General features: G+C 36.5%; 22 protein-coding genes. 15 read left to right on the top strand and 7 right to left on the bottom strand.

Features of this window, described 5'->3' with window-relative positions:
* The first annotated feature begins 62 nt into the window (after nt 1–62).
* Genes MLC52_RS07510 through MLC52_RS07500 form a run of 3 tightly spaced genes read left to right on the top strand, consistent with a single transcriptional unit; the run spans nt 63 to nt 3,780 of the window.
* On the top strand, nt 63–875 hold the full coding sequence (locus MLC52_RS07510; RefSeq protein WP_434579885.1) for a vWA domain-containing protein: 813 nt from the start codon (nt 63–65) through the stop codon (nt 873–875).
* Nucleotides 876–2,423, top strand: a complete 1,548-nt coding sequence (locus MLC52_RS07505; protein ID WP_434579883.1) for a vWA domain-containing protein — start codon at nt 876–878, stop codon at nt 2,421–2,423. It begins immediately after the preceding gene.
* Nucleotides 2,401–3,780 carry a BatD family protein gene (locus MLC52_RS07500; protein WP_434579881.1) on the top strand — a complete coding sequence of 460 codons (1,380 nt, stop codon included), beginning with the start codon at nt 2,401–2,403 and terminating at the stop codon, nt 3,778–3,780. Before MLC52_RS07505 ends, MLC52_RS07500 begins: the two co-directional genes overlap by 23 nt.
* A gap of 21 nt (nt 3,781–3,801) precedes the next feature.
* On the opposite strand, the gene MLC52_RS07495 is transcribed toward MLC52_RS07500, so the two are convergent.
* The 5 genes from MLC52_RS07495 to ppk2 form a co-directional block, all read right to left on the bottom strand.
* Nucleotides 3,802–4,815, bottom strand: coding sequence for a cytochrome-c peroxidase (locus MLC52_RS07495; RefSeq protein ID WP_346388865.1), 1,014 nt, complete (start codon nt 4,813–4,815; stop codon nt 3,802–3,804).
* A gap of 330 nt (nt 4,816–5,145) precedes the next feature.
* Entirely contained in the window at nt 5,146–6,090 is a 945-nt protein-coding gene (pdxA, locus tag MLC52_RS07490) for a 4-hydroxythreonine-4-phosphate dehydrogenase (RefSeq protein ID WP_346388864.1), read from the bottom strand.
* A complete protein-coding gene (locus tag MLC52_RS07485; protein WP_346388863.1) occupies nt 6,087–6,869 on the bottom strand; it encodes a pyridoxine 5'-phosphate synthase in 783 nt (260 codons plus the stop codon). Before MLC52_RS07485 ends, pdxA begins: the two co-directional genes overlap by 4 nt.
* Nucleotides 6,866–7,582 carry a lysophospholipid acyltransferase family protein gene (locus MLC52_RS07480; RefSeq protein WP_346388862.1) on the bottom strand — a complete coding sequence of 239 codons (717 nt, stop codon included), beginning with the start codon at nt 7,580–7,582 and terminating at the stop codon, nt 6,866–6,868. Before MLC52_RS07480 ends, MLC52_RS07485 begins: the two co-directional genes overlap by 4 nt.
* Before the next feature lie 63 nt (nt 7,583–7,645).
* On the bottom strand, nt 7,646–8,587 hold the full coding sequence (ppk2, locus tag MLC52_RS07475; protein WP_188110054.1) for a polyphosphate kinase 2: 942 nt from the start codon (nt 8,585–8,587) through the stop codon (nt 7,646–7,648).
* Nucleotides 8,588–8,673: 86 nt separating this feature from the next.
* Here ppk2 and MLC52_RS07470 point away from each other — a divergent pair, with 86 nt between their 5' ends.
* Nucleotides 8,674–9,543: a CHAD domain-containing protein gene (locus MLC52_RS07470; RefSeq protein ID WP_434579879.1), complete on the top strand. Its 870-nt coding sequence runs from the start codon at nt 8,674–8,676 to the stop codon at nt 9,541–9,543.
* On the opposite strand, the gene MLC52_RS07465 is transcribed toward MLC52_RS07470, so the two are convergent.
* On the bottom strand, nt 9,515–11,446 hold the full coding sequence (locus MLC52_RS07465) for a thioredoxin domain-containing protein (RefSeq protein WP_434579878.1): 1,932 nt from the start codon (nt 11,444–11,446) through the stop codon (nt 9,515–9,517). The genes MLC52_RS07470 and MLC52_RS07465 overlap by 29 nt on opposite strands.
* Before the next feature lie 277 nt (nt 11,447–11,723).
* Here MLC52_RS07465 and MLC52_RS07460 point away from each other — a divergent pair, with 277 nt between their 5' ends.
* Together MLC52_RS07460 and MLC52_RS07455 are read left to right on the top strand one after the other, a co-directional pair.
* Nucleotides 11,724–12,224: a nucleoside 2-deoxyribosyltransferase gene (locus MLC52_RS07460; RefSeq protein ID WP_151900136.1), complete on the top strand. Its 501-nt coding sequence runs from the start codon at nt 11,724–11,726 to the stop codon at nt 12,222–12,224.
* Nucleotides 12,221–14,812 (top strand): ABC transporter substrate-binding protein, encoded by a 2,592-nt coding sequence (locus MLC52_RS07455; protein WP_434579877.1) that lies wholly within the window; start codon nt 12,221–12,223, stop codon nt 14,810–14,812. Before MLC52_RS07460 ends, MLC52_RS07455 begins: the two co-directional genes overlap by 4 nt.
* A 3-nt stretch (nt 14,813–14,815) precedes the next feature.
* Here MLC52_RS07455 and MLC52_RS07450 read toward each other — a convergent pair whose 3' ends face one another.
* Entirely contained in the window at nt 14,816–15,037 is a 222-nt protein-coding gene (locus MLC52_RS07450) for a hypothetical protein (protein ID WP_434579875.1), read from the bottom strand.
* Nucleotides 15,038–15,167: 130 nt separating this feature from the next.
* On the opposite strand from MLC52_RS07450, the gene dsbD reads away from it, so the two are divergent.
* The 9 genes from dsbD (at nt 15,168) to soxB (ending at nt 23,850) form a co-directional block, all read left to right on the top strand.
* Nucleotides 15,168–16,904, top strand: a complete 1,737-nt coding sequence (gene dsbD / locus MLC52_RS07445; protein WP_434579874.1) for a protein-disulfide reductase DsbD — start codon at nt 15,168–15,170, stop codon at nt 16,902–16,904.
* A 30-nt stretch (nt 16,905–16,934) separates the two neighbouring features.
* On the top strand, nt 16,935–18,029 hold the full coding sequence (locus MLC52_RS07440; RefSeq protein ID WP_434579873.1) for a cache domain-containing protein: 1,095 nt from the start codon (nt 16,935–16,937) through the stop codon (nt 18,027–18,029).
* Entirely contained in the window at nt 18,026–18,679 is a 654-nt protein-coding gene (locus MLC52_RS07435) for a response regulator transcription factor (RefSeq protein ID WP_151900140.1), read from the top strand. Before MLC52_RS07440 ends, MLC52_RS07435 begins: the two co-directional genes overlap by 4 nt.
* Nucleotides 18,669–19,826 (top strand): sensor histidine kinase, encoded by a 1,158-nt coding sequence (locus tag MLC52_RS07430; RefSeq protein ID WP_434579872.1) that lies wholly within the window; start codon nt 18,669–18,671, stop codon nt 19,824–19,826. The genes MLC52_RS07435 and MLC52_RS07430 overlap by 11 nt, the downstream gene beginning before the upstream one ends.
* A 79-nt stretch (nt 19,827–19,905) precedes the next feature.
* Nucleotides 19,906–20,430: a sulfur oxidation c-type cytochrome SoxX gene (soxX, locus tag MLC52_RS07425; protein WP_151900142.1), complete on the top strand. Its 525-nt coding sequence runs from the start codon at nt 19,906–19,908 to the stop codon at nt 20,428–20,430.
* 18 nt (nt 20,431–20,448) lie between these two features.
* Nucleotides 20,449–20,916, top strand: a complete 468-nt coding sequence (gene soxY, locus MLC52_RS07420) for a thiosulfate oxidation carrier protein SoxY (protein WP_151900143.1) — start codon at nt 20,449–20,451, stop codon at nt 20,914–20,916.
* Nucleotides 20,917–20,967: 51 nt separating this feature from the next.
* Nucleotides 20,968–21,303, top strand: coding sequence for a thiosulfate oxidation carrier complex protein SoxZ (soxZ, locus tag MLC52_RS07415; protein ID WP_193149969.1), 336 nt, complete (start codon nt 20,968–20,970; stop codon nt 21,301–21,303).
* 4 nt (nt 21,304–21,307) lie between these two features.
* Complete coding sequence (soxA, locus tag MLC52_RS07410; RefSeq protein WP_418640407.1) at nt 21,308–22,078, top strand: sulfur oxidation c-type cytochrome SoxA; 771 nt, start codon at nt 21,308–21,310, stop codon at nt 22,076–22,078.
* Nucleotides 22,079–22,089: 11 nt separating this feature from the next.
* Complete coding sequence (gene soxB, locus MLC52_RS07405; RefSeq protein WP_151900146.1) at nt 22,090–23,850, top strand: thiosulfohydrolase SoxB; 1,761 nt, start codon at nt 22,090–22,092, stop codon at nt 23,848–23,850.
* The last annotated feature ends 54 nt before the right edge of the window (nt 23,851–23,904 follow it).

The raw sequence follows: 23,904 nt of genomic DNA, 5'->3' as shown, positions 1-23,904 counted from the left end.
TGCTGCTTCCTTTGTTTGTTTTGAGCACTTTGTTATTCAATCAGGAAAAAGAATCTTTCTATATGCCTCATTTTTTGCAACTGCTCTTGCATGTTAAGAAGAAACACTATGCAAGAAAAATTTTAAAATGGGCTATGATTACATGTATGACTGTTGCATTGAGCGATCCTGTTGTAGTGAAAAAAATAAAAGCAGTCAGGAGCAATGCAGTTGATATTGTGCTGGCACTTGATACCAGCGGTTCTATGAGTACTTATGGTTTTAATGAAAAAAATTACAAACAAAGCAGACTGGATGTGGTAAAAGAGGTCGTGAAAAGTTTTATAGATATGAGAAAGAGCGACAGAATAGGTTTGGTCATTTTTGGTACAACAGCCGCTATAGCCTCTCCTCTGAGTTTTGACAAAGAGGCGCAAAAAAATATCGTAGGCAAGATTGAAGTGGGGGTTATTGGAAAAAGCACAGCTTTGATTGATGCTCTCGTCTCCTCTGCAGCGCTTTTGAAAAATGCAAAAAGCAAGTCAAAAATCATTATACTGTTGAGTGACGGAGAAGACTCTGCAAGTAAAATTCCGCTCGCATTTGCACTGAAACTGGCAAAAAAATACAGCATAAAAATTTATACGATAACCATAGACAAAAGTTACAGCAACATGATGAAGGTTATTGCCAGTAAAAACGGTGCACAAAACTTTGAAGTGCAAAATAAAAAAGATTTACTCAAAGTCTACAAACGCATTGATAGGCTGCAAAAAAGTGAACTTGAGTACAATACTTTAGATGTAGAAGAGCATATATATTTTTATTTTCTTCTGTTTTCGTTGTTGTGCGCAATCTTGCTTGCAGCACATGTAAAAACGAGAGGGGTGTTGTAAATGTTCTTTTTATATGATTATGTACTGTACCTCTTGGTTGTTCCTGCATTACTCTTTGTTTTCTCTTTTAAAAAGAGCAACAATATTCTCGAAACTGTTTTTTCTCAGGCAGTGATCAAACAACTCTTATTACATCCTCAGTTAATACAAGCTTCCATGCGCTACAGATATTTTTTACTTGTCATATCTTTGATGATAATCGCACTTGCCCGTCCTGTATATCTGAAACAAAATACGGTGATCAAACAGATGAGTAGTTCGGCTGTTATTGCACTTGATGTCTCAGAATCTATGAACTCATCAGATATTTATCCGAGCCGTTTCACTTTAGCCAAAGAAAAACTTGTAAAACTCATCGAAAAAGCAGAGCATTTACATGCAGGGGTACTGTTGTTCGCTAAAAACAGCTATATGCTTTATCCTCTCAGTGAAGATACACAGGCTCTTGCCTATATGCTTAAAAACGCTCAGATAAAGCAAAAATTTGAGCCAAACACCAATCTCTTTGGAGTATTTGAGGCAAGTGAAAAAATGCTGCATACGGAAAAAACAAAAAATATAATTTTACTGAGTGACGGTGCTGAAGATGTCACAAGAGTGGATGAAACTGCATATATTAGAAAAAATCATCTAAGGCTGTATGTCATTGATTTTGCATCCAGGAAAAATAATGCCTTGAACAATATGGTGCAAAAGAGTCATGGATATTATACAAAATATAAATGGGGAGAGGGTGACATAGAAAAAATTCTCAATGCCATACAAAAGAGTTCGCAAAAGATATCTGCTGATGCATATGATATGAAACAGTATCAGGAACTGTTTATGTATCCTTTGGGGCTTGCACTGTTGATTCTCTATTTTGTTTTTATACTTGGCTTGAAAAAAAAGCATACAGTTAAACTGACAGTGTTGTTTGCTCTGATGCAGCTGACTTTTTTAAATACTCCTGTAAATGCGGGTGCTTTCGATTTTATTACACTGCAAAAAGCAAAGTCTTTTTATGCAACAAAGCAGTATGAGCAAGCGGTAGAATGTTATAAAAAGCTCAAGCCTACAAGCGCAGTTAATTATAATATTGCCAATGCTTTGTATAAAAAACATGAATATTTACAGGCAATAAAGTATTATAAAAAAGCACTCGGCAAAGATAAACTGTTCAATGCAAAAATTTATCACAATATCGGCAACTGTTATGTACAAAGAGGGAAACTGGAACTGGCAAAGTCTCAGTTTGAGCATTCTTTGCAACTGCATGTTTTTGATAAGACAAAAAAGAATTTACAGATAATTACACAGGAGCTTAAAAAAAGAAAAAAACTCAAAAAGATTTTCAGCAGAGGCACGGCAAAAGTATGTTTTAAAAACAGGCTTGAACAAATGAATAATGATTATAAAGTCAGTTCAAAATACAAGATAAAACTGCAAAAACTGGTTTTGTCAGAGGAAGAAAAATGGATAAAAATAATACAAAAACAAAAAACTCCTGTTTTCTTGCAAAAAATCCGGACAAAAAGGAGCAGCAGTGACAGTAAAAAACCTTGGTAGTATAATTTTTTTACTCTTTTGTATTCCTTTGGAACTGTATGCATGGGTACAAACAACTGCACCCAAAGAGATTGTCAAAACAGAAACTTTGGAGTTTCGCGTGGTTGCAAAAGGCTTTCATGTTACATTTCCAATGATAGAGTATATAGACGGGTATATCGTGCAAAATGTAAGAACTTTCCATGAGGCAACGCTGATTCATGCGAAAAAAGCAGACAAAGTGACTAAAATTTACTCTTTGGCACCGACCGAAGATGTTACATTACCTGCTTTTAGTATCAAAGTTGACGGCAAGGTTGAAAAGACACAGCCTTTACATGTAAAGGTGAAAAAACGCACACAAACACATTCACCGGATTATAGATTCAGTATGAGCATCAGCAATATAACGCCGATGGCAGGAGAAAAGTTTCTGTTACATGTAAGGCTTGTCTGTAAAGATGATGTAGAAGACTATAGTGTTGAGACCCCCCGTTTTAATGATTTTGCATTGCAGGAAATCAGTGACAAAGAGTATAAAAACGATAAAGGCGAATGGGTCGAAGAGCTTCGCTATGAAATCATAGCCCAAAAAAGCGGGACTTTTGTTTTAAATCCCATAAAAGCTACAATAGAACTCTCAATCCCAAAATATGCAAAACGAAATATTTATTCTAATGCTCTGAACCTGGAAGTGAAAAAAATTCCAAATAATCTTACTGTTATGGGTTCTTATGAGCTTCATGCAAGTGTGAATGTCAAATATGTCCAAAAAAATCAGCCGGTACAATTCACACTCTCTCTGCGGGGCGAGGGTAATATCAATAATTTTGATGATATAAACATAAGTATAGCAGGTGCAACCGTATACGAAAAAAGTACAAAAAAACTGCACCAGGGAGAGGAAGAAATTTATCAAAAAAGTTTTGAAATTGTTTCGGATAAAAACTTTACGATTCCCTCTGTTTCTTTAGAATATTTTGACATCAAGGAGCAAAGAGTAAAAGAGATAACAACACAGGCTTTTGCGATACATGTGGAAGATGCTGTGTTTGAAGATACAACAAAAAAGAAGGAAAGGACAACTATGATGGAAAAAGCAGTTTATTTTTTGTCGGGAGTATTTGCAGCACTGTTTTTAGTTTACATGTATCAGGTACTGAAAAATACTACAAGAACGGACAAAGAAAAAAGGATCAAAAAAGAGTTGCAGAGTATTGGGGATAAAGAGAAATTTTTGAAAAAAGTTGTACCTTATTTGGGAAAAAACAGATCACTGGACAGATTACTGTATACTCTTGAAAATGTGGAAAATTCTGAATTTAAGCAATTGAAAAAAGAGATAATCAGATATATCTGTGAAGAAGATATTTTATAGCAACATTATGTTGCTATAAAACTAGTTTAAGTTCGGTTTAGGAGTTTTATCTGTTGAAGCAGGAAGCATAGGCATCATCATATGCGGTTTTTTCCCTGTTAATGAACCTAAGAATGCTTCAATAGACTCAGCCTGTTTGTCCGTAATTTTCATTCCAAGTTGAATACGCCCCATCTCTTTGATAGCATCTTTTAAGTTCCAAATCATACCATTGTGAAAGTAAGGTGCAGTCTCAGTAATGTTTCTGAGTGTCGGTACTTTTACCATGCCGTTTTTGTCACCTTTAAAGTCACCTGTATTCATGTATTTGTATGTTGCTGCCACATTCAATACATTCATTTCACCGCCAAGTGCTACACCGTTATGACAAGATGCACAACCAACTTGAATGAAAGTTTTCAGACCCTCTTTTTGCTTTGGTGTCATTGCTTCTTTGTAACCATTCATAAATGCATCAAACGGTGCCGGTGTTACAAGTGTACGTTCAAAATTTGCAATAGTGTCCGTAATTTTTTCAAAAGTGATTTTTACATTGTCACCGTATGCTTTTTTAAATGCTTTTACATATTCCGGCATAGATTTGACTACTTCTTCTATATGTCCTTTTGTTGCTGCCATTTCAGGATGGGCAAGTGCCGGTCCCTGTGCCTGCTCTTCCAAATCTTTTGCCCGTCCGTCCCAAAACTGAGAACCGAAGAACACTGCATTGTAAACTGTCGGTGCATTTAAGTGATGCGGATTGTGTCTCCACATATGTCCTGTTGAAGGACCTACGCCGTCATCTCCACCTTCCATTAAATTATGGCATGTGTTACATGAAATAAGACCACTGCGTGAAAGACGCGGATCCATATAAAGCTTTTCACCGAGTTTTACTTTTGCTTTTGTGATAGGATTTTTCGGATTGTCTATCAGTTTTAAAAGTTCAGTTTGTGAACTCGGAATTGGCATAAGGCCTGCGTTTTTTGCATCTTGAACCAATGATGATGCCATTAACGAAGCGGCTGTTAATGCTAGTGCTGCGATTTTTTTCATTTTGTCTTCCTTCTGAATATTTATAGGTGTAGTATAACAGAACTAATCTTAAAGGAAAATAATTATCATTTAAAAAAATTTATGGAATTTATCTTTCAAACTGGAACAGGAGTGACAAAAAGCAGCAACAGTCGGCACTGAAGTACCGATTCCGGAAAGAGAGTGTTGTTTGGAAAAGGGGCTTCAAAAGCATTTTTGGTATTTTTCAGGTCTGAAACAGCGATTTCGGGAAGAGAGTGTTGTTTGGAACCCGTACTTCAGTGCGGGCTTTGGGTATTAAAAGACTACATCCAAGGTTAAAACCCGGATTCGGAAAAAATATCAGTTTTTTTAACTTATTAAAGGAATTGATTCTTCAGATTTAATGAAATCCAATGCTGCCTGTACAGCATTGATATAACTCAGTGTTTTTGCTTTATTTTTGTAGGCGATGTCAAAAGCAGTTCCGTGATCGACTGATGTGCGTATGATGGGCAGGTTAAGTGAAATATTAACACTTTCGTCAAAATAGAGTGCTTTGAGCGGAGCAAGTCCCTGGTCGTGATACATTGCTGCAAAATAGTTGTAGTTGTTGCGGCAGTAGGGTGCAAAGGCCACATCAGGCACCATTGGACCGACAAACTGTTCAAAGCCTATTTTTTTGTTGGCACTTTTTATTGCCTTCGTGATTATAAGCTCTTCATGCCCCAAAACACCGTTGTCTCCAGCATGCGGATTAAGACCGAGCACGGCTACAGGGGCTTTTGGAATTGTATTGTGCATATCCAAAAAGAACTGTTTGAGTTTTTTGTATTTTATACTTTTTGCAACATCTTTGAGTGGAATGTGTTCTGTAAAAAGTGCCACATACATTTTATGGCATCCTAGCATCATAATGGCTTCTTTGCCAAAGTGTTTGCGTAAGAGGTCTGTATGTCCTTTATACTCAAGTCCTGCCTGCATCCAGGCTTCTTTGTGTATCGGTAAGGTTACAACGGCTTTGGCTTTTTTTTCTTCACACAAACGCACGGCAGCCATAAAAGAATCATAGGCGTACAAACCGCTCTTGGCAGCTACTTTTCCCGGCTGCAGAGCAAAATCTCCCGCAACTTCATAAAGTGTGAAATCATCAGGGATGCTTACATGTAACAGTGCAGAGGCTTTTTGCAAGATATTTTTATTGATGCAGTAAACCGGATGGCATATTTTAGCAATCTCTTCATGTGCTTTGAGTGCTATCTCCAGTCCGACACCGTTTACATCACCGACACTTACGGCTATTGTTGGTTTATTCATCGCCTTGTAACTCTTTTCATCTCTTGTATCGCTTCACGTAATCCGGTAAAAACACTGCGGGCAATAATGCTTTGTCCGATGTTCAACTCTGTAATCTCCTGAATCTGCATGATTTCATCTACATTATGATAATTGAGTCCATGGCCTGCTGCTACTTCGAGACCAAGTTCTTTTGCATATCTTGCAGAGAGTTTTAACTCTTCGAGGGCAGTTTCCAGTCTGTCACTGAGTTCATATCTTGGAAATTCAAGTTCTTTTACAGAGTGATTTGATTTTGGCAAAGAGGAGTGAAGCATCGCAAAAAGATTTGCAAAAAGTCCGGTGTGAAGTTCGACCATCTCGGCTCCGAGCTTTTTTGACTGTTCTACTGCATCTGTAGAGGGGTCAACAAACAGCGAAACAGGAATGATGGCGTCATGGAGTTGCTCAATTGCATAGGATATTTCATTTTCATAGGCAAAAACATCAAGTCCGCCTTCTGTGGTAACTTCTTCTCTTTTTTCAGGAACCAAGGTTGCACGATGAGGCCTGACCTTACTGACAATGTCGAGTATTTTTTTATTAATCGAACATTCCAAATTAACAGGCACCTTTGAAAACTGCAAAATATTTGTAACATCATTGTCCTGAATATGTCTTCTGTCTTCTCGTAAGTGTATAGTAATCTGATCAGCACCGCTTTCACAGGCGACGTAAAGTGCCTGCAAAATATCAGGGTCATTTACCTGCCTGGCTTCTCGTAAAACTGCTACATGATCAATGTTTACACCAAGTTTCATTTGTTTCCTTTTGTTTTTTCTTTTACTGATTTATAAAATTCAAGATACTTTTCTTCCAAATTCTCATAGTTGATGATTTCGCCTATATGGACTTCAACAGTGTAAGGTTCATTGTAAGGGGCATTTTTAAATACCTTTTCAAGTTTGTCATTGATATATACAGGAACTATGTCAAGGTTGTTTGCTTTGGCTATTTTTGAAGCACCGCTTTGAAATTGTTTAATGCCTTCTCCATTGTATCTCTCACCTTCTGGAAAGATGTAAATATTTAAGTCATCAACTTTGGCAAGTGTTCTTTTGATGGTCTTAAAAAAGCGTACGAGTCCTTTTTTGTTTTCCAAATCTACAGGAATACATCCGCTGTATTGAAAAAATTTGCCATATATCGGGTCTTCAAAAAGTTCCTGTTTTGCTATCCAGGCACCACTTTTGCTGTATCTTGAAAAAATATTTTCCATCACGAGAATATCAAGCAGAGAACGGTGGTTGATTGCATAAAGAATTTTGTCTTTGTTTGGAAGTTTGCCTACAGGTTTTACTTTGATATTCAAAAAGTCCAAAACCTTGTTTGAATACTCCTGTCTTGCTTTTGAGAGTTCCTGATAGGCATATTTTTGTGTGATAAACGGATGAAAATAGGTTTGTTTGAAAATTTTTATATATTTGAAGCCAAGCTCAATCATAAAAATAAATTTTCCTAAATCTTTTAGCATGAGGTGCCCTTTCATTGAAAAAGAAAATTATAGCTAAAAATATACAACCCTTTTGTAACACGCCTACGCATTGTCTTTTTTTAAGGTCATCTCTGTTTCCATGATTCTGATTTCATCATTGGCAGAAATACGTATGTCAGCATCTGCTTTGAGTTTCTGTTTGTCAATTTTTTTCGGATAGTCAAAATGGTTTAATATATGTTTGATGGTATTTATACGGGCTTTTTTCTTGTTATCGGAACGAATGATTGTCCAGGGTGCATAGTCTGTATGAGATGCTAAGAGCATAGAATATTTCGCTATGGTGTATTTGTCCCATAAATCTTGTGATTTTTCATCCACCGGTGAGAGTTTGTACTGTTTGAGCGGGTCTGTTTTTCTCTTCTCAAAACGTCTTTTCTGTTCGGCTTTTGAAACAGAAAAATAGAATTTAAAAATTTTTATATTGGAATTGACAAGCATCTTTTCAAATTCGGGAACTTCATGTAAAAACTCTTTATGCTCCTCTTGTGTACAAAAGCCCATAACAGGCTCAACACCTGCACGGTTATAGTAACTTCTGTCAAAAAGGACTATCTCTCCGGCTGATGGCAGGTGTTGGACATATCTTTGAAAATACCACTGTGTTCTCTCTTTGTCACTGGGCTTGTCAAGGGCTACTACTCTTGCACCACGAGGATTGAGATGTTCTGTAATACGTTTGATAGTCCCGCCTTTTCCCGCAGCATCACGACCTTCAAAAATCATTAAAACCTTCTGTCCTGTTTCTTTGACATGGTTTTGCATTTTTAAGAGTTCTATCTGTAAATCTTTGAGTTCACTTTCATATCGCAGGACTTCATCTTTTACCCAGACGGCAACACGTTTCTTATGAGGGTCTTTGCCTCTTTTGTCCTCAGTGTCTTTCTCTTTTGTTTTATTTTTTCTTCTGTCTTCATGTACAATATCTTTTAAATCAGTACCTTCTTTTATCTCATCTTCGAGCATAGTTCTTTCATGTCCCATCTTTTTATCCTTTGATTTATTATAATCACTTTCACCTTAACATAAATTTTGTTCTATGTTATAATGGTACAAGAAGGTATGAAAAGATGGATGTAAGTATTGAATCAGCATTTAAAAATTTTTTGGAAATTGATTTTAAAAAAATAAAAAAATACAAAAAAGCTGTGCTTGCAAAAAAAGAGACCGAACCCCTGCATCAAATGCGTGTCTCTTTGAGAAGGATGCGCTCTGTATTGTTTACTTTTCAATCCGTAATACCAAAAAAAATTACAAAAAAAATTGACATAAAAATTGCAACCGTGGCCTCTTATTGCAACAGAGCCCGTGATATTGATGTTTACATGGAAACATACCTAAAAAAAGAGACATTGTCTTCTACAGAATCGCTGCTTTATAAAATTGTTGTCCACTACAGAGAAAAAGAGTATAAAAAGATTCAAAAGTATTTAAAGTCTCACAAATATAAAAAGCTTATAAGAGAACTAAGAAGATGGATACAAACAAAAAAATGGCGAAAAAAGCTTAAAAAAAAGGAGTTGTCCGCTCTGGAAAAAAACATTATTCCTTTTGCCGAAAATTTTTTAAAAAGCTATACAAATGAAATAATTTTATACGGTTCCACAATAGGGGCTGTCCTGGAAGATGAACAGGCGCACAAATTACGAATTAAATTAAAAAAACTGCGATATGCCACAGAGCTGTTTTCCGCTTATCTGCAAAATAAAGATACTTTCAGAAACACACTCAAAGAACTACAGGATATTTTAGGAAAACTTCATGATATATATGTAACAAAAGAGTTGCACAAAGTTTTTCTGCAATCCCAAAAAAACAAAAAACTTTTTACCTTTACAAAACAACTTGAAGCAGAGAATACAAAGAGGAAAAAAAAGCTTAAAGAAGCTTTTTTTCTAAAGTGGAAAGAGTTTAGAAAGATTGCTCAACAAGTTGATTAATCTTATCCACATCCTGTGTATTTGCAAAACAGCTTTTCTCTCCGCATATTATGAAATCATCTGTTTCACTTCTTTTTAACAGTGTGAACGGATATTTTATTTTTGCCAGTTTGTACGCGTAGCTGTAAATGTTTTGTTCGCTTGTTTTTATAACTCTGTCTCCTTTGACATATCGTAAAGCCTGTATAAGCATAGAGGGGTAGTAAATTGGCTTACGCCCGAGTTCATAAGAGTTGTATTCCATTGTTTTAAAGGCAAAATGGGTATATTTTTCATCTTCAAGAAGTGTTCCGAGGGTTTGTAGAACATCTATCATAATACTGACGGAACTTGTATATGTTGTATCGGTTATTTCGGCTTTTACAGCAAATTCGCCGCTACTGAAGTTCCACAGTCCTTTGTCGTAAAACTCTTCCAGTGCTTTGTTGACAAACCGTTGGGCATGTATAAGATACATTTCATTTTGTGTGTATTTAAAAGCGCTGAGAAGTGCCTGTGAGAGAAATGCATAATCTTCCAAAAAAGCTTCAACTTTTGGCTTTTTGTGCATGAGTGCCGTATGATACAGTTTTCCATCAATAAAGAGTGTTTCAAGAAGCTTATCAAGGCTTTTTATGGCTTTTTCTTTGTACTTGCTATCAACAGTTCCAAGCAAAAATAAAGCATTTATCATCATACCCGACCATGATGTCTGTACTTTTTTGTCTGTAAAAGGGTAGTCTCTTTTTTGTCGAATTTTTTGCAGAAGTGGTTTTACATCACTGAACCATGCAGGAATCTCTTCTTCGAAACGAATGATATTTTTGCCTTCAAAATTTCCGTGATGCGTAACATGCATCGTTTCACACATCTCTTTTGCATTTTCATATCCATTTTGAACAAGAAGCGTATAAACTTCATCATAGGTATAAACAAAGTAGCTTCCCTCTCCCTCCTCACTGTCGGCATCACTTGCACTGTAAAAAAGTCCATCTTCACTCATAAAGTTGTACCAGAAGTCTGCTGTCTCTTTTGCAATATGCAAATATGTTTTATCCTCATATAGCAAATAGGCTTTTGTGTAGACACCACAGAGCAGGGCATTGTCATAGAGCATCTTTTCAAAATGCGGCACAAGCCATTTTTCATCTACACTGTAACGGCAAAAGCCTCCGTCTACAAGGTCATACATACCGCCTTTTATCATGTTTTTGAGTGTATTTGTCAGCATTGTTTTTGCATCGGCATCATTGTAGAGTCTTGCAACAACAAGCAGGGCATCAAGAGTGGAAGCACGTGGAAATTTCGGTTTATCTGAAAAACCGCCGTTTTGTGCGTCATAATTGTTTTTGGCTTGGAGCAGAAAATTTTTATAAAACTCCTCTTTTAACACAGTCGCTTCTTTTGGATGCTCTTTTTGACCCAAAAAGCCTTCTATCTCATTGGCATTTTCAAAGAGTTTGGGATCTCCCTCTTTTACTTTTCTTGCTATAAGTTGTGCAATCTCTTTAAAACCCATGCCTTCTATGCTGCCAGAATTTGATTCAGGCGGTATGTAAGTGGCGGCAAAAAAGGGTTTGTTCTGTGGTGTACAAAATATACTTGTCGGCCATCCTCCGGCGCGACGATTCAAAAGCATATATACTTCCTGATAATATTTGTCTATATCCGGACGCTCTTCTCTGTCTACTTTTATAGAGATGAAACTTTCATTTAAAATATCCGCACACTCTTTGTCTTCAAATACTTTTTCTTCCATTACATGGCACCAGTGACAGGAACTGTAGCCTATGCTGATGAAAATTGCTTTGTTTTGGGCCTCTGCCTGAACAAAAGCCTCTTCACACCACGGCCACCAGTCTACGGGATTGTCTTTGTGCTGCTGCAGGTATGGAGAATCTTCGTTTGCTAATCTGTTTGACATAGTTTGTAACCTCTTGTATTTTATAGGGTCAATGCCATTAAGTTAAGCAATTTTTTCGGAACCCGTACTTTAGTGCGGGCTTTGTGTTTTTCAAAACTAAAGCCTAGGGTAAAACCTGGGTTCCAAGAAAACATCAAACTTATTTCTTAACTTAATGGCATTGATTTTGTATGGTAGGGTATGAAAAAAGGGCTGATGCTTTGCTTAAGCGTGTAATTTACACAACTTGTATAAAAACATGATACAATAGTGTTGAATTTAGTGAATAGAGTATTGTATGAAAAAAATCTATATAGCCGGACCTGATGTTTTTGAGCCTGATTCTGTTGCAATTGGAAAAAATTTAGTGCAATTGTGCCAAAAATATGGATATGAAGGTCTCTACCCGCTTGACAACATTGTTGATTTTTCACAGCAAAAACATAAAATTGCACAGGATATATTTGATGCAAATATTGCAATGATACAAGAGGCTGACATAGTGATAGCCAACTTAAATCCTTTTCGCGGGAAAGAGCCTGACAGCGGAACTGTTTTTGAGTGCGGATATGCCTATGGACTCAAAAAAGAGGTATACGGATACTTAAGTCCTGCCTGTAATTATATTGACAGATTTACAGAAGATGAAAGATTTGCAAAAGAGGGATCTTTTTACGATTTGGATGCAAGAGTGATAGAAGATTTTGATTATCCGCTTAATCTAATGCTCTCCTGTTCTACAAAAATTATAGAAGGCAGTTTTGAAACAGTTTTAAAATTTTTAAAAGGCAGAGAATGAGATTTTTCCTATTGATACTCTTCTTTTTATGTGGTTTCACAGAAGCCGATACAAACCGAGGACACGCTGCAGATGCCTTGGAAAAAGTCTCTTTGCAACTCCACTGGAAATATCAGTTTGAGTTTGCGGGATTTATTGCTGCCAAAGAAAAGGGATTTTACCGTGATGCCGGTCTGGATGTGGAGATCAAAGAGTACAGGACGGGGATGGATGTCGTTGATGAGGTTCTCTCACAAAGAGCAAATTACGGTATTTACAACTCTTCTATTTTACTGGAGTATCTGCAGGGAAAACCCCTGATTCTGTTGGCGTCATTTTTTAAGCGTTCCGCACTTGTATTGATTACACAGCCTTCTATCCATTCTCCCAAAGATCTGATCGGCAAAACAGTGATGTCTTCGCTTGTTGATGATTTCAGGCTTAATTTTAAACCTTATTTGGATGGATACGGCGTAAAGATAAGTGATCTTAAAATGGTTCCGCAAACATACCGTGTGGATGAGTTTGCAAAAGGTGAAGTCGATGCTATGACGGCCTTTATTTCCGATCAGCCTCACAAACTTGACAAACTCGGTGTAAAATATAATATTCTGGATCCCTCAAATGATAACCTCTTTGTCTTGCAGGAGGAACTCTTTACCTCCGCTGCTGAACTGAAAAACCATCCCTACCGGGTGCATGCTTTTAAAAAAGCTTCCATAAAAGGCTGGGAATATGCTCTCTCGCACAGAAAAGAGATTGCCAAAATTATTCATGAAAAATATGCGCCACAGCTGGACACAGAGACATTGGAATATGAAGCAGAAACAATCAACAAACTGATATTGCCTTTTATATATGACATAGGTTCCATAGACAGAAACTTCCTGCATAAACAGATGCAGCTTTTTAAAAATGATTTTCATGTGGGTGCGGGAAAAACACTGGATGATTTTATTGTAAAGCCCGGGATAAACGGACTTGCATTGACAGATGAGGAACAAAGATATATAGAGCTGCATAAAAAGATATCTTTGTGTGTAAATTATGATTTTTTTCCGATTGACGGATTTAAAGACGGCAGACACATTGGTATTATGGCTGATGTGTTTGCAATGATTGGCAATAAAACAGGTTTTGAGTTTATTCCTGTAGAATCACACTCAGAAGAAGAGTTGTTCCAAAAACTGCAAGAAAAAAAGTGCAAACTACTTGCAGTCGTGGCAACGAATAACAGGTATTTTACTACTGTCAGACCGACAAAACCTTTTAGCAGTACCCATTTCACATTGTTAAGCAGGCTTGACAAATCCTTTGTTGAAAACCCTCTGTTTTTAAAAGGAAAGTTGTTGCTGGTGCAAAAAAACTCATTTAAAAATTATTTAAACTATCTGTATCCCTATTTAAATATTGAAGTGGAAGAGAATAAAAATACAATGGTGAAAAAAGTGCTCGACGGCAGAGCCTATGCTATTGCATCCATAGATGAACAGGCGGACTATTTTATTGACAAATATGGATACGGAAAGCTGAAGATCAATGGATTCCTGGCAAAAGAGAGGCTGCTGCATGGAAGTATCGGTGTGCAAAAGGATGAACCGGTCTTGTACTCAATTATGCAAAAAGCTTTGAAGAGTCTTTCCAAAGAGAAGATAGAAGCAATAAAAAACAGCTGGAGACTCACGCGGTATCATGAAAGAGTTGATTACTTTCTTTTATGGATGGTTTTAGGGGTTGTTGCAATCATTTTTTTTATTATGATTTACTATCAAAGAAAATTGAAAAACTTCAATGCGGCACTTGAACAAAGAGTGCAGCAAAAAACAAAAGAACTGCAGGAGACAAATGAAATTTTAAAACACAAAGTACAGGAAAAAGCAAAAGAACTGATAAAAAAAGATGAAATTCTGACTGCACAGTCAAAACAGGCTGTAATGGGAGAAATGATCAGTATGATTGCCCATCAGTGGCGACAGCCCCTAAATACAATTACGCTTCAAATTTCAAATTTACAGTTAAAATATCTTATGGGACAAAATATTTCCAAAGAGGATATTATGCAGACTTTGGAAGATATCAGTGATTCTGTTGTGTATCTTTCAGATACTATTGAGGATTTCAAGACATATTTTCGCCCAAACAAAGCTCCTCAAGAGACTGACATGAGAGGATTGCTTAAAAAAGCAATAAAATTTGTTGAGCCAAGACTCAAGTCAAATAAAATTAAGCTCCAAACAGAATGTAATTCTGAGTTGTCTGCAAATGTATATGCAAATGAACTGATACAGGTTTTACTGAATCTGTTAAACAATGCCATTGAAGCATACGAAAATAAAAAAACAGAAGATAAGATTATAAAGCTTACATGTAAACAGAGCGGTCCGAAGATTCAGATTGATGTGACTGACAAAGCGGGAGGTATAAGAAAAGAACACTTGTCCAAATTGTTTGAACCCTATTTTTCTACCAAAGGCAAAAACGGAACAGGCCTTGGACTGTACATGTCAAAAATGATTATAGAAAAACAGTTTGGAGGGAGTATCAGTGTGGAAAGTTCAATGTTTGGTACAACTTTTACCATAGTCATACCAAAAGATGTACAAAAATAATATTTAGATTTGTTTTCTTTTTACCATTGCCAAAACCATCGGGAGGTTGAGTCCGTCATTATGATATCCTTCATCTCTGCATGATTCACATTTGTCACCCATAGGGCATATGTCGTTTTGCAGGAGTTCTTGGAGGGTTGTGAAATTATTCTCTTTTATACAATCAGCTATATCTTTTAGAGTCAGCGAATTGCATACACATATTTCAGTATCTAAATCTAGCATGTTTTTAAAAACCTTTTTCTTTGATATAGAATTATAATATATTTTTATTAACACAAATTTTATATTTATGAGATACAATTACGCAAAGAATACATACAAAAATGTAATATTTTCCTAAAAGGACAGATATATGAAACTGTTGATTAAAATATTTTTAATTTTGACTTTTAGCCTCGGCTTGCTTCATGCAAGCGCTTTTTTAATGCCGGACCAGGCATTTAAACCTTATGCCAAAGTCAATGACACAATGCAGATAGAAACAGGTGTGAAAATTGCCAAAGATATTTATCTGTATGTTGATAAATTAAAAATTGAACTGATTGATGCAAAAGGTTTGTCCATACAAAGCATCACAAAGCCTGCTGTATCTGAGCACCAGGGCGACAAAGTTTATATCAAGTCACCGAATTTTATTGTTACATTGAAAAAAGATGCTTCCTTGAAAGGGATGCAAACAATAAAATTAAAAATCTCTTACCAGGGATGTTCGGAGCAGGGCTTGTGTTATGAACCAAGTACAAAAGAGTTTACACTCACTGTGGATACAGACAAACTCTCTTCGGCAAACGATGCGTTAGGTGCAAAAACAGAAAAAAAATCAGAGACTGACTCTATAGCAGATACGATAAAATCAAGCAGTTTTTTTGTTATTTTGGCAACTTTTTTCGGGTTTGGTGTGTTGCTCTCTTTGACGCCTTGTGTATTTCCTATGATTCCTATAATTTCCGGTGTAATAATTTCTCAGGGTGAAGGACTTACGACAAAAAAAGCTTTTGCCCTCTCTTTGGTTTATGTACTTGCAATGGCTGTTGCCTATACAATTGCAGGTGTTTTAGCAGGAGTCTTTGGAGCTAATCTGCAAGCAGCATTGCAAAATCCCTGGGTTGTCTACTCTTTTGCAGGTATCTTTGTTGCTCTTGCTGCAAGTATGTTTGGTTTTTATGAATTGAAACTTCCTGATGCACTTGTAACCAAAGTAAGTACAAATACAAATCGTAACGGTTTTATAGGTGTAGCCATTATGGGATTTCTCTCAGCACTTATTGTCGGTCCCTGTGTTGCTGCTCCTTTGGCAGGTGCTTTGGTATACATAGGACAAACGGGTGATGCACTCTTAGGCGGGGCTGCACTTTTTAGTATGAGTATAGGAATGGGTGTTTTACTTGTTTTAGTCGGTGTAAGTGCCGGTAAGTTTATGCCTAAACCTGGTCCGTGGATGGTTATGGTCAATGAAATTTTTGGCGCATTAATGTTGGGTGTTGCTATTTGGATGCTTGAAAAAGTACTGCCGTCATCTGTTACTACTTTGATGTATGCAATTGTCGGAATAGGATTCAGTGTTCATTTTGGAGCCTTTGACAAAGACGGACACAGTTTCAAGCGGAGTCTGTCTTTACTCTTGTTTCTCTACTCTTTGGCACTTTTCATGAGTGTTTTAGCAGGCGCACCAAGTATAAAACAGCCACTTGGATTTTTAAAATCACAGGCAGCAGGTACAGTGCTTCCTGCAAATGAGAAAAAGTTGATATTTACAAAGATAACCTCATTGGATGAGCTCAATACTTTGTTGGAAAAAAACAGAGGTAAAAAAATAATGCTTGATTTTGCAGCTGACTGGTGTACGGCATGTAAAGAACTTGAAGAGGTGACTTTTGCAGATCCGAGAGTAAAAGAAAAATTAAGTGAATATGTTCTGATTCGTGCAGATGTTACGGCAAACGGAGCAAAAGAAAAGGCACTCAGTAAGGCATATGGTGTTTTTGGTCCTCCTGTGATGATCTTTTTTGACAAAGATTTAAATGTAGAGAAATCCAAAACAATTGTAGGATTTATAGAACCGGAAGCGTTCTTAAAACATCTTCAGTAATTTGGATTAAAGAATAGAGGCGGAGTTTATTTGTTAAAAAAAATAGTAATCTTTTTTGGGGGCATTATACTGATCACATTGCTTCTGACCTTATACTACAAAAATGAAGTCAAAGAAGAAAAAATTTACCATATTATGGATCAAATGCGGCTGACACTTGACTCACAGCTCAAGTCTCATGAAATGGATGATCTGAAAATTGCGCTGCTCCTTTCAAAAAATGAAGCACTTGTCAATGCCCTGGAAAATGATGATGAAGATCTGGGCTATAAAATTTTAGAAGATATTACACAGAGTATTGGAAAAAACACCGGTATGCATATACGTGCCCAGGTCATTACAAAAGAGCTGAATATCTTTGCAAGAAGCTGGGATGACATTTATGCCGGTATGCCGATAGGTGACTACAGACTGGATCTGCAATATTTCTATACGCATACAAATCCCCGTACCTCTGTAGAAATCGGACGCCGTCTGGGTATAAAGGCAACAGTGCCTGTATATAAAAACGGTAACTTTTTGGGCTTTGTGGAAGTTATCTCTTTTTTTAAATCTATAACAGACTTTTTCAGCTCCATGGGTGTTGATTTGTATGTGTTACTCGATGTAAAACACACAGATACTGCAGTTTTGATGATGCAAAACCTGACAATTGACAATTATGTTCTGGCAAACAGAAACTATAATTATGCACATATTCAAACCCTCAACCATATTGATTTTAAAGAACTGAAGCTTAACGGTGTTGTTTATGCAGATGAAAAATATATTTTTTATGAAAATATGAAAGACGGAAGTGGTACAATAATAGGAGCTTTTGTCTTTGTACTGCCAAAAAGATATTTGGATTATTTTAGAAATCCGGAAGATGATATCTCTTTTTTAATTAATGTTACAAGAAGCGGACTGTATGATGTTGTCAAAGAAAAAAAATATCAAAACAACATATATAAAGACTACAGTGCCAAATCAATGGTCTATCTGCAGGATGTAATAGACAAAGAAGAGAGACAGTTGTTTTTTGACGAAGCCTATGAAAAGTTTGATAAATATTCCAAAGACGAGTTGATTCAAATGATGCTTAACAGAAAAATTGTAAAAAAAATAGACGGGAAAATTAAATGAAAATTTTACTTTTGGAAGATGAATACTCTTTGCGTATCAGCGTAGAAGAATTTTTGAGTGATCTTGGATATGAAGTAGACGGGATTACGGATGGACTTGAAGCATATGATGCTGTTTATGATAAAAGTTATGATCTGCTTCTTTTGGATGTAAATGTTCCCTCTTTGAACGGTTTTGAACTTTTAAAAAAACTGCGTGCAGATGAAATTACAACACCTGCCATATTTCTAACATCAATGACGGATGTTGATGATTTAAAAGAGGGTTACAAAAGAGGGTGCTGTGACTATATCCGCAAGCCGTTTGATCTCGAAGAGCTTGAACTGCGTATAGATCAGGCAATTGCAAGTCATTTGCAAAATGACGGTAACAGTGTAGAACTCGGCTGTGGTCTGGTGTATGATTTGAAAAAAAGCAAACTGACGAAAGATGATGAAGAGATTGTACTGAGAAAAACAGAAAAAGATTTGCTTGAAGTGCTTATCAAGCATAAAAACTCTATAGTTTCTACAGAAATGTTTCAAGATGAAGTATGGGGAGAGTATGTGGAACCGGCTACAATACGAGTTCAGCTCAACAATCTTAAAAAGAAACTTCCACAGGCAGTCATACAAAACAGACGCGGTTTAGGGTACATTATTGAAAGATAATAAATATTCGGCAAAATATGCGCTTATTTATACTTTTTTGGTTTCCGGCATACTGCTGACGCCTCTGTTTTTTTATTTCGTCTATATGAAAAATATCCATTCTATTCAAAATGAACTTTTTTTAAAAGAAAAGTCTCTTTTGGTGGTAAAAGCGATGGAAGAATTTAACCAGGATGATGAATATTTTGAGTACCCAAGGTTTAAAACATTTCAGTCAGGTCTTTATGACGAAGGTTTTCATCCGATTTTTACCTTGATTGACACTCCTATCAATTATTTTAAAGAGGGATATTATTTAGAAGGCAACAACGCCTACCTCATTGTAACCTTGCCCAAAGAGAGATATTTCGGTGCGAGATATCTTGTACTGAAAAATGAAATCTCCTTTGCACCTGTGTATGAAAAAGTGTTTATTATCCTTTTTACCATTGTTGTCTTTGTCTTTATACTGAGTCTCTTTTTTTTAGGCAGTTTCGCCAAACCTTTTCAAAGAATAAACAAGCAGCTGGACAACTTTATAAAAGACTCCATGCATGAAATAAATACACCCCTCTCTATCATTAATGTAAATATTGATCTTTACAACAGAAAATATGAACAAAACAAATATATGCAGAGAATGAAAGCTGCCGCAAAAGTACTCTCTAATATCTACAATGATATGGACTATCTTATAAAATATGAACGCTTGCATCATGAAAAAAAAGATATAGATCTTGCCGAGTTTTTAAAAGAACGTATAGAGTATTTTAATGAAGTTGCCAAAATGAAAAATATTCAGATCAATGCATCAATACAGGAGTGCGGAATGGTATATATGAATGACAAAGAACTGCAGCGTCTCATAGACAACAATATATCCAATGCCATAAAATACTCGTATGAAAATTCAAATATTGATATTACTCTTTTTAGGAAAAATGAAAAATGCCATTTGAGTTTTAAAGACTATGGTGTAGGCATTGAAAAAGTTGAAAAGATATTTAGCCGATATTACAGAGAAGACAGCAGCAAAGGCGGTTTTGGAATAGGGCTCAATATAGTAAAAGCAATCATAGACAAAGAAAATATAGAACTTGAAATAGAGTCACTTCCGAAGCAGGGAAGTCTGTTTATCTACACATTTCCTAAAAAAAAGACAAATTAAATATAAATAAAACTGATTTTACATAAATTTTACATTTAGTAGTTACACTTACTCCATAAAACAAATAGGAGGAACGAGAATGAAGAAAACTGTTATGATGTCATTACTTGTGGGTGTTTCATTATTTGCTACTGATTATAGCAAAGTAATAACACATCCGGATGCGAGTAAGATGATAGAAAAAGATTTGTTAGCACCACCAAAAGTATATAGTATGCCAGCCGGTTGTGTAACAACTGACCCTGATGCAATAGCAAGAGGTGCATATATTTTCCATAATTTAAACGGAAAGAAGGCAAAGAAAAACCCGCCAAAAGGTTTGTCTAGAAAAACGAAAGACGGAAAAGTCAAGCAATACGGAAACTGTGTTGCCTGCCATAATATAGAAGGTGCTAAAGGTGCTGGTAATATAGGTCCTGATTTAACTGACTATAGAGAAAACTTTATAGAGAGTGGTGCAAGAGACAACCAGTTTGTTTTTCAAAAAATAGCTGATGCCCGTATTGACAATCCGGATACTCATATGACAATTAACTTAACAACCAAGTTATTCACTCCAAGAGAAATATGTGATATTACTTCATATATTGTTGCTCCAAAATAATTATAAGGAATTTAAACTATGCAAAGAAGAGATTTTTTCAAAAAACTAGGAACAGTAGCTGCGGTATCAGCTGTTATGCCAGCGATGAGTTTTGCCGGTGGTTCGAAACCTATAAGTCCAAATAAAATGGATTATAATACTGCTGTAAACACGATAACAGGTGGGAAAACCCCTAAACCTTCAAAAAAAGTAAAATTAAAAGTTCCGGAAATTGCGGAAAACGGTGCAGTTGTTCCTGTAACAGTTACAGTTGATTCTCCAATGACTGAGAGTAACTATGTAAAAGCTATTCATATTTTAACAGGAAAAAATTCAAATGCTCGTACAATTGATGTTTATTTGACTCCTGCTAACGGCAAAGCAATGTTTTCAACACGTATTAAACTTGGTGGTACGCAAAAAGTAACTGCTTTGGTAGAGTTGAGCAATGGAGAGTTTTTAACAGCTTCTCAAAGTGTTAAAGTAACTATTGGTGGTTGTGGTTGATTCTAACCAAACATTTAAAGTCAAGAAAAATATAAAATAGAGGAATTGAAAATGCAAGAAAGAAAGTCACTGATTAAAATCAAGCCAAAAAGATATAAAAACGGCGAGATAGTCAAAGTTAGTTTTATGGTTATGCACCCAATGCATACAGGTATGGCTAAAGATAAAAAAACGAAAAAAATTATTCCGGCAAAATATATAAACAGTGTAAAGTTTATTTATAACGGAAAAGAAATTACAAGTATGAAAGTCTGGGAGTCATTATCTGTAAACCCTGTATTTACTACATACATGAAAATTAACGGCAAAGGGAAACTGACTGTTAAATATACGGATAATACTGGCGAAGCGCACGAAAAAACCAAAAAGATTAAACCAAAAGGATAATCAAATGAAAACAGGTATTAAAATAGCTCTATCAGTTGCAATGCTTGCTTCATTATCTTATGGTGGTGAGCAATTTGCAATGAGCGACGCAGACCGTGCAATGTACGCAGAGATGTCAGAGAACAATCCTGCAGACATTATGGTGGCTGACGGTGAAGAATTACTAGGTTATATGGGTGGAGACGAAGGTCTTGCAAAATATCTTGGTGTGACCGAAGATGAACTGCCGGCATATATAGCAGGGTTTCCCCGTTATATCAAAAAGTTTGACATGGTTGTAGGAATTGACCAGGTTCTGCAGGCAATGATGGCAGACGGCGGACACAAACCGCTGAAGCTTAAAAGCGGAAACATGTTTGCAATGGTGGCATATGTGAAATCTATTGCAAACGGCGAAAAGATAAACATAGATGTAACAGCAAACAAGCAGATGAAAGAAGCTTATGCACTGGGTTTAAAGACATATATGACAAAACGCGGCGGTCGCGGACTTTCATGTAACTCTTGTCATGCTCCTGCTGTAGTCGGCCGTATTTTAAGAACACAGCCGCTTCCGGATTTAGGTGCAAAAGGTGCAAAAGCTGCGGCAACATGGCCGGCATACAGAATGACAAAATCATCTTTAAGAACACTGCAACGCCGTTTTCAGGGATGTATGAAAAATGCACTTTTAAAAGTTATACCGCTCGGTTCAAAACAGATGGTAGCACTTGAAGTGTATTTAACAAATAAAGCAAAGGGCGCTGAAATTTCAATCCCTGGTTTAAAAAGATAGAAGGTTAATTAATGGAAATTTCTAGAAGAGATTTTATGCACATTGCAGCGATATTTGGACTGACTGCAGCTACAAGCAGCTTTGCAAGTTCACAAAAAATAGAGCAGATTGGTTTAAAAGATATATACCAGTTTAATTCAATGGGTAATTTTACACTGATGCATATATGTGATTTACATGCACATATAAAACCACTGTACTGGAGAGAGCCCTCAACATTGATCTCTGCTCCAAACCTTGTGGGAACACCTGGGTTTTTATGTGGTGAAGCATTTGCAAAGCATTATGGACTTGAACCAAGTTCTCTTGATGCATATTTCGACACATATATAGACTTTAGCAAATTGGCTAAAAAGTTTGGAAAAATGGGCGGTATCGCGCACATTAAAACTTTGACAAATCACATTATAAAAGAACGCGGAAAAGAGAATGTACTTTTCCTTGATTCCGGTGATACATGGCAGGGAACTGGTGTGGCACTGAAAACCGCTGGCGAAGCTATTGTAAAAGCCCAAAATTATCTTGGAATTGACACTATGGTCGGGCACTGGGAATTTACCTATGGGAAAGAGAGAGTCAAAGAGCTGATTGAGATGCTTGATGCGAAATTTATTTCTCAAAATATCATAGGTGATGATCCTTTTGCTGATGAGTATGAAGAGTTGATTTTTGAACCGTATACTATTGAAGAGCGTGGTGGGGCAAAAATCGGAATTATCGGACAATCCTTTCCGTTTACATCTACTGCGAACCCAAAAGAGTTTACAGAGGGTTGGAGTTTTGGTTTAAGACTTGAAACACTTCAAGAATATGTAGATGAGTTGAAAAATGAGAAAAAAGTGGACTGCGTTGTTGTGCTTTCGCACGATGGATTCAGCGTTGATCAGGAAGTGGCGCGTAAAGTTAAAGGTATCGACTTTATTTTAAGCGGTCATACACATGACCCTTCACCGGAACCTATTGTAATTAACGGTACTGTTATTGTTATTGCAGGAAGTCACGGAAAATATATAGGTCGTTTGGATATTGATGCAAAAAACGGAAAAGTGAACGGATATGAGTACAAACTGATTCCTATTGCTTCGCATATTATTCCGGCAGATCCGGAGGGTGTAAAGCTTGTCAATGAATTGTATGCTCCTTTTGACAAAGAGTTTAATGAAGTGTTAGGCCGAACAAAAGGAATGCTTTATAAGCGTGATACATTCTTCTCAACATTTGATCAGCTCATCAATGATGCAATTATGGATGAGATGAAATGTGATGTCTCTTTTACTCCAGGGTACAGATGGGGAACAACAGTGCTTGCCGGTGACAATATTTTAATGGACAATGTATATGAGATGTGTGGGATTACCTATCCTGATGTGTATACATTTGAGTTAAAAGGTGAAAAAATTGCAACACTTTTAGAAGATATTGCAGATAATGTTTTTAATGCAAACCCTCTATACCAGCAGGGTGGTGATATGAGCCGTCTTGGCGGTGTAACCTATTCTATCGCCGTTTCAAACAAAGCGGGTGAGAGAATATCAAATCTTAAGATTGGAGGTAAACCTATAGACTTGAAGAAAACATATATAGTCTCATCATGGGGTGGGAACCTGCAAAAAGCAGGTGCCAACTTGCAAACTGACAAAATTCGTCCGGTTTATGATGTTGTACGTGATTATATTAAAAAGAAAAAAGTGGTTGATGTGAGTAACAAAGGTAATGTTACTATACTAGATTACAGTTGTGGCTGTCCGACTAAGGGGTCAAGAGGCTGCTAAAGGAACAGGAGGCAGCTGCAACTGCCTCCTGTATCTGAATGTGTTAACAATAAC

The organism is Sulfurimonas sp. NW15 (assembly GCF_051132285.1).
Classification (GTDB): domain Bacteria; phylum Campylobacterota; class Campylobacteria; order Campylobacterales; family Sulfurimonadaceae; genus Sulfurimonas; species Sulfurimonas hydrogeniphila.
The sequence above is the reverse complement of the archived record's forward strand: the minus strand, read 5'-3'. Positions and strand labels throughout refer to the sequence as shown.

Coding starts and splice junctions, on each gene's coding strand:
- MLC52_RS07510 (WP_434579885.1), top strand. CDS start 63: ATGCCTCATTTTTTGCAACTGCTCTTGCATGTTAAGAAGAAACACTAT.
- MLC52_RS07505 (WP_434579883.1), top strand. CDS start 876: ATGTTCTTTTTATATGATTATGTACTGTACCTCTTGGTTGTTCCTGCA.
- MLC52_RS07495 (WP_346388865.1), bottom strand. CDS start 4,815: ATGAAAAAAATCGCAGCACTAGCATTAACAGCCGCTTCGTTAATGGCA.
- pdxA (WP_346388864.1), bottom strand. CDS start 6,090: ATGAATAAACCAACAATAGCCGTAAGTGTCGGTGATGTAAACGGTGTC.
- MLC52_RS07485 (WP_346388863.1), bottom strand. CDS start 6,869: ATGAAACTTGGTGTAAACATTGATCATGTAGCAGTTTTACGAGAAGCC.
- MLC52_RS07480 (WP_346388862.1), bottom strand. CDS start 7,582: ATGCTAAAAGATTTAGGAAAATTTATTTTTATGATTGAGCTTGGCTTC.
- ppk2 (WP_188110054.1), bottom strand. CDS start 8,587: ATGGGACATGAAAGAACTATGCTCGAAGATGAGATAAAAGAAGGTACT.
- MLC52_RS07470 (WP_434579879.1), top strand. CDS start 8,674: ATGGATGTAAGTATTGAATCAGCATTTAAAAATTTTTTGGAAATTGAT.
- MLC52_RS07465 (WP_434579878.1), bottom strand. CDS start 11,446: ATGTCAAACAGATTAGCAAACGAAGATTCTCCATACCTGCAGCAGCAC.
- MLC52_RS07460 (WP_151900136.1), top strand. CDS start 11,724: ATGAAAAAAATCTATATAGCCGGACCTGATGTTTTTGAGCCTGATTCT.
- MLC52_RS07455 (WP_434579877.1), top strand. CDS start 12,221: ATGAGATTTTTCCTATTGATACTCTTCTTTTTATGTGGTTTCACAGAA.
- MLC52_RS07450 (WP_434579875.1), bottom strand. CDS start 15,037: ATGCTAGATTTAGATACTGAAATATGTGTATGCAATTCGCTGACTCTA.
- dsbD (WP_434579874.1), top strand. CDS start 15,168: ATGAAACTGTTGATTAAAATATTTTTAATTTTGACTTTTAGCCTCGGC.
- MLC52_RS07435 (WP_151900140.1), top strand. CDS start 18,026: ATGAAAATTTTACTTTTGGAAGATGAATACTCTTTGCGTATCAGCGTA.
- soxX (WP_151900142.1), top strand. CDS start 19,906: ATGAAGAAAACTGTTATGATGTCATTACTTGTGGGTGTTTCATTATTT.
- soxY (WP_151900143.1), top strand. CDS start 20,449: ATGCAAAGAAGAGATTTTTTCAAAAAACTAGGAACAGTAGCTGCGGTA.
- soxZ (WP_193149969.1), top strand. CDS start 20,968: ATGCAAGAAAGAAAGTCACTGATTAAAATCAAGCCAAAAAGATATAAA.
- soxA (WP_418640407.1), top strand. CDS start 21,308: ATGAAAACAGGTATTAAAATAGCTCTATCAGTTGCAATGCTTGCTTCA.
- soxB (WP_151900146.1), top strand. CDS start 22,090: ATGGAAATTTCTAGAAGAGATTTTATGCACATTGCAGCGATATTTGGA.